At 44.3% G+C, this 8663-nt stretch carries 10 protein-coding genes and 1 pseudogene; 10 read left to right on the forward strand and 1 reads right to left on the reverse strand.

The genetic code is table 11. The features are described from left to right. The 7 genes from QZ735_RS18135 to QZ735_RS18165 all read left to right on the forward strand — a co-directional run. Window positions 1–1150, forward strand: a 1150-nt coding sequence (locus tag QZ735_RS18135) for a hypothetical protein (protein WP_294251566.1), incomplete at its 5' end; no start/stop codon positions are given. 104 nt (window positions 1151–1254) lie between these two features. Then, window positions 1255–1860, forward strand: a complete 606-nt coding sequence (locus tag QZ735_RS18140) for an SMI1/KNR4 family protein (RefSeq protein ID WP_294251569.1) — start codon at window positions 1255–1257, stop codon at window positions 1858–1860. Between the two features lie 24 nt (window positions 1861–1884). Continuing rightward, window positions 1885–2496 carry a hypothetical protein gene (locus QZ735_RS18145; RefSeq protein WP_294251572.1) on the forward strand — a complete coding sequence of 204 codons (612 nt, stop codon included), beginning with the start codon at window positions 1885–1887 and terminating at the stop codon, window positions 2494–2496. A 64-nt stretch (window positions 2497–2560) separates the two neighbouring features. After that, window positions 2561–4339, forward strand: a complete 1779-nt coding sequence (locus tag QZ735_RS18150; protein ID WP_294251574.1) for a UvrD-helicase domain-containing protein — start codon at window positions 2561–2563, stop codon at window positions 4337–4339. Between the two features lie 13 nt (window positions 4340–4352). Continuing rightward, entirely contained in the window at window positions 4353–4712 is a 360-nt protein-coding gene (locus QZ735_RS18155; RefSeq protein WP_294251577.1) for a hypothetical protein, read from the forward strand. Window positions 4713–4886: 174 nt separating this feature from the next. Then, on the forward strand, window positions 4887–5450 hold the full coding sequence (locus QZ735_RS18160) for a GNAT family protein (protein WP_294251580.1): 564 nt from the start codon (window positions 4887–4889) through the stop codon (window positions 5448–5450). Next, window positions 5447–6046, forward strand: a complete 600-nt coding sequence (locus QZ735_RS18165) for a DUF6624 domain-containing protein (protein ID WP_294251583.1) — start codon at window positions 5447–5449, stop codon at window positions 6044–6046. Before QZ735_RS18160 ends, QZ735_RS18165 begins: the two co-directional genes overlap by 4 nt. An 8-nt stretch (window positions 6047–6054) precedes the next feature. Here QZ735_RS18165 and QZ735_RS18170 read toward each other — a convergent pair whose 3' ends face one another. Further along, on the reverse strand, window positions 6055–6522 hold the full coding sequence (locus tag QZ735_RS18170; RefSeq protein WP_294251586.1) for an Lrp/AsnC family transcriptional regulator: 468 nt from the start codon (window positions 6520–6522) through the stop codon (window positions 6055–6057). 112 nt (window positions 6523–6634) lie between these two features. Here QZ735_RS18170 and QZ735_RS18175 point away from each other — a divergent pair, with 112 nt between their 5' ends. From QZ735_RS18175 to QZ735_RS18185, 3 genes and pseudogenes are all read left to right on the forward strand, one after another. Beyond that, complete coding sequence (locus QZ735_RS18175) at window positions 6635–7111, forward strand: carboxymuconolactone decarboxylase family protein (protein WP_294251589.1); 477 nt, start codon at window positions 6635–6637, stop codon at window positions 7109–7111. Between the two features lie 98 nt (window positions 7112–7209). Next, the gene (locus QZ735_RS18180; RefSeq protein ID WP_294251592.1) at window positions 7210–8217 is read left to right on the forward strand and encodes a T9SS type A sorting domain-containing protein; all 1008 of its coding nucleotides are present in this window, start codon (window positions 7210–7212) and stop codon (window positions 8215–8217) included. Between the two features lie 142 nt (window positions 8218–8359). After that, a pseudogene (locus QZ735_RS18185) lies at window positions 8360–8663 on the forward strand (DUF3575 domain-containing protein); the annotation flags it as partial.

The raw sequence follows: 8663 nt of genomic DNA on the forward strand, positions 1-8663 counted from the left end.
CCTCGAAAAAGTAAAAAAAATTTCCGGGTTAAAGCTCAACGCTTCGTCTCCTGATGATGCGGGAATAGATGAAGATCTTTTCAACAATGAAGCGCACCGGACAAAAATACTGGATCATGCGCAGCAATTGTATTTTCAGAACAATCACCGGTATGAGGTAGTTCAGCACGAACTGTTCAAAGAAGGGCTGAGCAGAAAACAATCGGAGGAGATCGTAACGGCATTACAGGAAAAAAACACAGAAATGGTGGACGACTTTCAGGAAAAACTTGACAGCGGTATAATCTCGGAAATTAAGATCACCCCCAATCCTGAACACACCAAAGGAAATACGGACCGGGACCAGATCGACCGCTATATCGGATATGGAGCTTACCAGATGGACAGAGGCGATCTTGACAATGCACTGGAGCTCTTCGATAAAGCGATAGAACTGGACGAAAATGCAACTCTAGCCTATGCCAATAAAGGAAAACTTTACGGCCTGAAAAATGATACCGAAAAGGCATTATTCTTTACCAATAAAGCGCTGGAACTGGAACCTGGACATCCACAGATTCTGGAAAATAAGGTAGACTTTGTGTTCGAACTCTTTCAGGAAGGTAAAATGGATGAACATGAATTTATACTCAATATAAAAGATATCCTTGCAAATGATCCCCAGAATCCTAATGCACTGATATTTATGATTCAGTTTTATCAGAAAGAAAACCATATTGAGGATGCCCTAAAGTCCGTAAGGCAATTGTTTAAAAAGTATTATTCGGAACACATCACCATTCAGCTCATGGTAGATACCATGTATATGCTCCCTGAAGAAGAGGCCCTGAAGCAGTTTGACCTTATAGATAATGAATCGGGTGAGGAAGCGCAATACCAGCTGCGGTACAACAAAGGTCTTTATTTAAAGGGAACCGGGAAATATGACGAAGCCATTTTGCTATATGACCAGCTTAATACCATCCAACCATTCTCCTGGAATTATTACCAGATGGCCATCATGAAAAACATTCAGGGAAAAACAGCCGAATGTCTCGAACTTTTAAAGACAACTTTTGAGCTGGAGCCTGCCCTGAAAGAAGATGCACGCAGCTTCCCGGAGCTTCAGAATTTATTTACTGATCCTGAGTTTATAGAAATCACCAAGTAAAATCCGGAACGGCCGGTTCAAGAAAAAAAAGACAGTGACAGGATAAAACAGCTCAATCCAGACATCAGATAAGGAAGAATTCCGTACATTTAAAATAAAAAAACATGAATCCCATCGCAGAACAGTACGTTGCAGGACTTAAAAAAGCCTATTTTGAAAACCAGGGAAAAGAAAGCTGGGACCATTTTGAAAAGATAAAACACGGCGCTGCGGAAGAAAATATCCGGAAGCTCAGAGAACTGTATCCGGAAATTCCGGAGGCATTGATCGATCTCCTGAAATACGTGGACGGTACTTACTGGCGGGAATATAACGGGGAGAAAATCGCCTTTTACTTTCTCGGTTCCGATATGGAAGAATATCCTTATTACCTGCTGTCATCCGGGGAAATCATCGAGAACCACGATCTGGCAGCCAGGTATTACAAAGACTATATCGAACGGGAGTATGATGAGGTAGATATTGATGAAACAATTACAGCAACAGTGGACGGCCTGAAGTGGCTCCACTTCTCAGACTGCATGAACAACGGCGGCACTTCGCAGCTGTTCATCGATTTCAGTCCCGCGGAAAAAGGAACAACAGGCCAGATCGTCCGGTTTGTCCATGATCCGGATGAATTCAGTGTGATTGCCGGCAGCTTCGAGGACTACCTGAAAATGCTGATGGATAAAGGGTACGATTTCATCAATGAGGAGTATATGGAATAAATGACGCGATAAAAGACCTGCCCGATGAAGAAAAAAGAGATCAGAATATATTTCAAGGCCATTACGGATGGCGATAGGGAAAAGGTAGCGGAACTTATTGAATCGGATAAGGCTTATCTCACCGTGTGCAGTTTTGCACCCCCGAAAAAGAACGACGGCCAGTCCGGGTTGCAGGTGGCGTTTAAAACCGGAAATTTCGATATTGCCACTCTCCTCATTGCAAAAGGGGCAGACGTTAATTTCAGGGAAACCTCGGCCATCAACGAATGGACAGCGCCTGTACTGCACGATTGCATCCGGGCCATGATTTTTAATTCCTACACGCTTCAGAAAAATGAAGACCGGTTTAATCAGGCTTATCTGCTGTTTCAGCAGATGCTGGAAAGAAAAGCAGATCCCAACGCTATAGATTCGTATGGTAACAATTGCCTGCACCGTGCCATTCTGGATGCCCAACAGATGATCAATCACCCGCATGCAGATCTGTCTGACGGTATTCTCCTGCAACAGCTCAGGAAGCTGTTCAAAACACTCATTTCAGCAGGGGCCGATATTCACCGCCATGATGACAGAAGGCCGGATGCGGAAAGCCTGATAAAAAACTTCAGACTGGAAAATTATCAGTTGCTGGAGTAAAAACCAGCCTATCATCATTATCCTGTCTTATTAAGATAATCAATAAACCCCAAACACAAAACCGATGGAATTAACAAAAGAACAACAGGACATCATCCGTTCAACCGGGAACATTAAGATCAATGCCGTGGCCGGTTCCGGGAAAACCACTACCGTTATTGAGTATGCCAGGACCCGCCCGGAAGGAAGCAGGATCCTCTATCTTGTTTTCAACAAAGCCGTAAAAACAGAAGCCGTCAGGAAATTCAGTGACAGGGGATTATCCAATGTGAGGGTGGAAACGGCGCATTCACTGGCGTTCCGGCATATCGTATTCCGGCACCATTACAAGGTACGGGCGCAGGGCTACAGGACTTATGAAATTGTAACGCTCCTGAACCTGCAGGGAAACGGTGAGAAACATGCCGAATACATTATTGCCAACCACATCAACAAGTGCATCACCTATTTCTGCAACAGTGACAAACGGAAAGTTCAGGAACTGAACTACCTGGATACGGTCACCGATCCACAGGCCCGGGCTTTTGTGTCAACGTTTTACGAATACATCATTGCCCAGACCCGGCTGCTGCTGAGCAAAATGGATAAAGGGGAAATTGAGATTACCCATGATTTTTACCTGAAGAAATTCCAGCTCCTGAATCCGGACCTCGGATATGATTATATCCTGTTTGATGAAGGCCAGGATGCATCGCCTGCCATGCTTGATCTGTTTTTTAAGCAGAAAGCGATAAAAGTTATTGTAGGAGATACCCATCAGCAGATCTACAGCTGGCGGTATGCCGTCAATTCCCTGGAACAGGCAGATTTCAATACCTATCATCTTTCCACCAGCTTCCGTTTCGGGCAGGACATTGCCGACCTGGCCTCTGAAGTACTGGTCCTGAAAAAACACCTGAAAGAAGATTCCGGTGACACGGTCTCCATCCTGGGGAAAGGCAATACCGAAAACATAAGCACCCGGGCTACCCTGGCCAGGACCAACCTCGGCCTGCTGCTGAAAGCCATAGAATATGTAACGGAAAACAAGAGATCCAGGCAGATCTACTTTGAAGGCAACATTAATTCCTATACCTATGCTGATGAAGGCGCTTCGCTGTACGACGTACTGAATCTTTTCCGGAAGAAACGCCATCTGATCAAAGATGAGCTCATCCGTTCCATGAAGGACCTTCATGAACTGGAAGACTATATTGAAAAGACGGAAGATGTACAGCTTTCGCTGATGGTGGAGATCATCAGGGAATATGAAAACGAAGTTCCGGAAATCATCAATACCATTAAAAAAAGGCATGTGGAAAACAATGATAAGGAAAAAGCGGACATGATATTTTCCACCGTTCACCGTTGTAAAGGCATGGAATATGACTCGGTAGAACTGGTAAATGATTTTATTTCTGAAAAAAGGCTGGAAAAACTGAAGGAAGACAGGAAAAATTTTGAACTGAACCTCCAGAAACTCAACGAAGAAATCAATCTCCTGTATGTAGCCGTTACGAGGGCTAAAAACATCCTTTCCATTCCTGAAACCTTGCTGCCCGATGCATTTATTCAGGAATCGCCGCATATTCAGGTTATAAAAGTGGAAAATGAAAACAGCGAACCGGCAAAGAATAGTCCGGCCGGGAATAAAAGCAGTACAAAAGAAAAAGCCTATTCCCAGGAACGGGTCCGGGCTACTCACAAGGCAGCCTACAAGCCCTGGACGCCGGAAGAAGATGAGGAACTGGCCGGTATGTTCGGCGACGGATGCACGGTACAGGAAATGGCCGATCATTTCGGAAGAACGAAAGGAGCCATCATCGCCCGGATCAAGAAACTGGAACTTGAAAATTTTTATTAAATACCTGTACGCAATGAAAAACATCAGATCGATCACCCTGGAGAAATATAAGGATTTGCCTTATGAATACCTGGAAGAACATATTTACCGGAATCATGCAGACCAAATCTTCGTCACTGCGCTCAGCTTTGAACTGGAAGCCGATGAAGACTCACAATACCCTTTGGAAGATCTTCTGGATCAGTTCAACCTGTATGTTTCAGGTTTTATTAATCCGGAAATTTTCAACCGGTCCAGCCAACTGAGTCTTGAACTGGCCGGTGATCCGGAAGATATCCGTGATCTCCTGGAAAGCATTATCGGAAAAAGGGTGTATAATACAAATATTCAAGCAGAAGATGGACAGACCTATGTGAAACTGATGATTGAATAAATCAGTTAAGTCTAATAATAACTGAGTGAATGATTATCCTAATATAGGCCCTGGCCTACAGATCTGCCTGAAGCCATTTTCAGATCTCTGCTGGGAGAGCACTTACAACTTTCATTACATATCCGGAAGAAATTTGAATGACCGCCAAATTGAAAAAACTCAGATCTCCTATATTTGCTTTATAAAAACTTATATGGAAAAAAATTCAGGCTGAGATCCTGGGAAAAGCAGGACCTCAGCAGCCTGGTAAAATATGCAGACAATCCGAATATCGCCAAAAATATGACCGATATGTTTCCGCATCCCTATTTAAAAACGGATGGTATGGCGTTTATTGAGTTTGCCAATGCATCGCATTCCGCCCACATTTTTGCTATTGAAGTTGACGGCGAAGCGGCAGGCGGGATCGGGATTCATCCTGAGCACGGCATTCACCGGAGAAATGCAGAGCTCGGCTACTGGCTGGGACAGCCGTTCTGGGGACAGGGAATCATCAGCAGGGCCATTCGGCAGGTCCTGAATTTTGCCTTCCTGAATGATAATGAGATAGGCCGGATTTTCGCCCGGCCGTTCGGCAGCAACACCGCGTCGCAAAAAGTATTGGAAAAGAATGGATTTGTTCTGGAAGCACGGCTTGAAAAAACGCTGGTTAAAAACGGTGAATTGGAGGATGAGCTGATATACGCGCTACGCAAAGAAAAATTCTATTCATCTATACATGATCTTCTTATGATATGAAGTACAGAAACATTGCTAAAGAAATTATCAGCCTGAAAAATGCGGATCTTCAACTGCGGGACCGGCTGATCCGCAACGGGGAACTGCAAGCCGGCTATCATCACGAAATGCAGGATCTTCACAATAAAAATGCGGAAGTATTGGATGAAATCATCAGTCATATCGGCTTCCCCACTGCAGATAAAGTGGGTGAAGAAGCAGCTGAAGCCGCGTGGCTGGTCATACAGCATGCCATTGCCCGGCCTGATTTCATGAGAAAATGCCTTGCTCTTCTTGAGAACTCTGCTTCAAAAAATAAGCGTGAAAGGATCAGCATGGCCTATCTGGCCGACAGGATTGCAGTGTTCGAGGGCCGGCCACAGCTTTACGGAACACAGTTTGACTGGGATGAAAACGGACAGTTGAGCCCAAATCCTTGTGACCATCCGGATCAGGTTAACGAGAGACGGATCGCACTTGGCCTTATCTTACTGGAAGAACAAACCCGGATCGTCAGAAACCGTGCCCAAAAAGAAAACCTGCATCCTCCGGAAGATCTGAAACAAAGAAACCAGGAAATGCTGGCATGGAAAAAAACCGTGGGATGGACCTCATAAACCATCAGTCAATCTTTCGCAGATGATTTAGAAAGACTTTTTAAAATGGGCCTTGTTTTGATTTCGGAAAGCTGGATAGCCGTCGTTGGGATCCCATAGGCAATCAGCCGGTCGATCAGCTGTTCCAGATGGCGGCTGTCCTTCAGTGCGCATTCCGTGATCAGGCAGAATTCTCCCGTCACTCTTTTGCAGCTGAGAATTTCCGGAAATTGATGGACATCATCAATAAACCTCCTGAACTCATCATTCTTAAATTTCAGGCTGATGACTACCCTGAGCGGATACCCGAGTTTTTCATAATCCACTTCAACGGTAAACTGCTTAATAACCCCGCTCTCTGCAAGATTCTGAACCCGCTCCTTGGCAGCCGACTGGGAAAGGGAAATTGTACGGCCGATTTCAGCATAGCTTAACCGGGAATTTTCCGCCAGGATCTGCAGAATCCTGTAATCAAGATCGTCCAGTATTATTTTCATTGAAATTTATCTGATATACCATTAATTTAAGGCAAATTTACTCTTTTATCCCTTATATCCGTTTTAGATCCCGGAGAATATTCCTGAATTTTGTCCCGATAAAATACCAGATATGACAACAATCCCTTTTTCGGCAAACGGAAATACAGCTTTTGAAAAACTGCTTGGGCACAACCCGGCAATACTTACCCACTGGAACCTCCTGGAAGAAACCCTTTGGACAGAGACAGGGCCTGACAGAAACCTGCTAGAACAGATCCGCCGCGCCATGGCCTTTGAAAATGGCTGCCGATATTGTATGGTAAAGGCAGGCAAGCCCGATTTCGATGCCTCACAGCTGAAAATTTCCCTAGCGGTATTCTTTGCAGAACTTTTCTCTAAAGACTATACATCAGTTCTGCCGGCCCATTTTGATCTGCTCCGCGAATACTTTACCGATACCGAAATATCAGGCCTCTGTGCCTTTATCGCTTTTGTAAATGCATCCCAGAGGATGGGAAGAATTTTTAATCTTTCTGAAAACCACCAGACCCATGCCTTATCAGAACCTGAAGACAAAGACAAAAGGCAAGACATCGGAAGCAATTAATTCACTACCTTGTTAATTATCAACAGTTAACAAAAAAATCTGTAAAATAACTGAGTACCACGGCTTCATTTTTTGCGTATCTTTAAACAAAAAATTTTATGAAACATACTCTACTTTTTTTGTTTGCCGCTGCAGGGATGCTGTCGGCACAAACCACGATCACAAAAGCATTTAATGACCCTGTTTCCGGGGAAACGGTAGACTATCTGGGAGTAAACGGTACACCGGACAACTCGGCAACCGGAGCCAATGCCACCTTTAACAACGGTTCTCTTACATTTGCGGGATCGGCCACAACGGTCTACTCCACGCCTACTGCAAGCGAGATTTCAACTTTTCCGGGGTCTACCCTGAAAATGACCGGCAGCGGGAATACCGTATTTTACAAACAAACCGCTTCCAAACTGGAAATCACAGGCCTGGTAACTTCGGATGCTACCCTTAATCTTTCTGCCAATAACGGTACCTTCATCAGTTATCCTACCCAATATACAACGGCCACGGAAACCGATCAGGCACAGGGAACATTTTCGTCAACTTCTGTCAGCGGACTCTGCAGAGGAACCATCACGATCAATCCCAACGCTTCAGGCACGCTGATCCTGGGAAGCTATACCTTTACCAACGTCCTGAGGGTAAGATCCGTTCAGACCTTTAACCTTCATTTACCGAACGATACCAACTTCCTGTTTCCGATAGGGACTATAACCAATACTTCCTATTCCTATTACAGCAGTACGAAAAAGTTTCCTTTACTAACTACGATTCAGACTGTGGTAAACGTGCCTGTTGCCAACATCAACAACCAGACAACCGAGGGTGCCCAGGTGCTGAGTTCCGCTATTCTTTCAACAGGAGAAACGGCATTTAAAAAGAACAGTCTGAAAGTCTACCCCAACCCGGCACAGGATTTCATCGGTCTTGCAGGAGAAACCGGAGATTTTTCAACAGCGAAAATTTATAGCCTGGACGGAAAACTGATCAGGACTTCCGGTATCGAATCCGGAAAAGTACAGGTGACCGGTCTTCCTTCTGCTTCTTACTTTATTGAAGTTTCAGGAAAAGACAGCTCAAAAACCCAGACTTCCAGGTTTATCAAAAAATAAATTATTGATAACATTTGTCATAAATCCCGGCATAGAAATGCCGGGATTTTTTTTATCAATGCAGGAAAAAGAAAATTTTAACACTTTATAACATTTGCCCGTTTTTTGCAGTCATCCCTTAAACGAACTTAAATATCACATCATGAAAAAATATTGTATTATTGCCTCTTCCCTTCTGTTTTCCGGGTTCTCTGCACAGGAAACTGCCGGTTCGTCGTCTGATAAACTGAACATCGTGAAAACAAATGTTACTGCATATGCTTTCAGGAATATCAATCTCTCTTATGAAAGGGCTTTTACCAGCTGGTTTTCCGTGAATATGGGATTCGGGGCCATGCCGGAAGGAAAAGTTCCGTTTATCAACTCTTTTCTGAATGACCGGGACGAACAGCGATTCCAGAACCTGGAAATCAAGTCTTTCAATTTTACCATCGAGCCGCGCTTTT

The organism is uncultured Chryseobacterium sp. (assembly GCF_913776365.1).
Taxonomy (GTDB): domain Bacteria; phylum Bacteroidota; class Bacteroidia; order Flavobacteriales; family Weeksellaceae; genus Chryseobacterium.

What these genes read in the sequence shown, in the direction of transcription:
- QZ735_RS18140 (WP_294251569.1), top strand. Translation starts at nt 1,255, where the DNA reads ATGAATCCCATCGCAGAACAGTACGTTGCAGGACTTAAAAAAGCCTAT.
- QZ735_RS18145 (WP_294251572.1), top strand. Translation starts at nt 1,885, where the DNA reads ATGAAGAAAAAAGAGATCAGAATATATTTCAAGGCCATTACGGATGGC.
- QZ735_RS18150 (WP_294251574.1), top strand. Translation starts at nt 2,561, where the DNA reads ATGGAATTAACAAAAGAACAACAGGACATCATCCGTTCAACCGGGAAC.
- QZ735_RS18155 (WP_294251577.1), top strand. Translation starts at nt 4,353, where the DNA reads ATGAAAAACATCAGATCGATCACCCTGGAGAAATATAAGGATTTGCCT.
- QZ735_RS18165 (WP_294251583.1), top strand. Translation starts at nt 5,447, where the DNA reads ATGAAGTACAGAAACATTGCTAAAGAAATTATCAGCCTGAAAAATGCG.
- QZ735_RS18170 (WP_294251586.1), bottom strand. Translation starts at nt 6,522, where the DNA reads ATGAAAATAATACTGGACGATCTTGATTACAGGATTCTGCAGATCCTG.
- QZ735_RS18175 (WP_294251589.1), top strand. Translation starts at nt 6,635, where the DNA reads ATGACAACAATCCCTTTTTCGGCAAACGGAAATACAGCTTTTGAAAAA.
- QZ735_RS18180 (WP_294251592.1), top strand. Translation starts at nt 7,210, where the DNA reads ATGAAACATACTCTACTTTTTTTGTTTGCCGCTGCAGGGATGCTGTCG.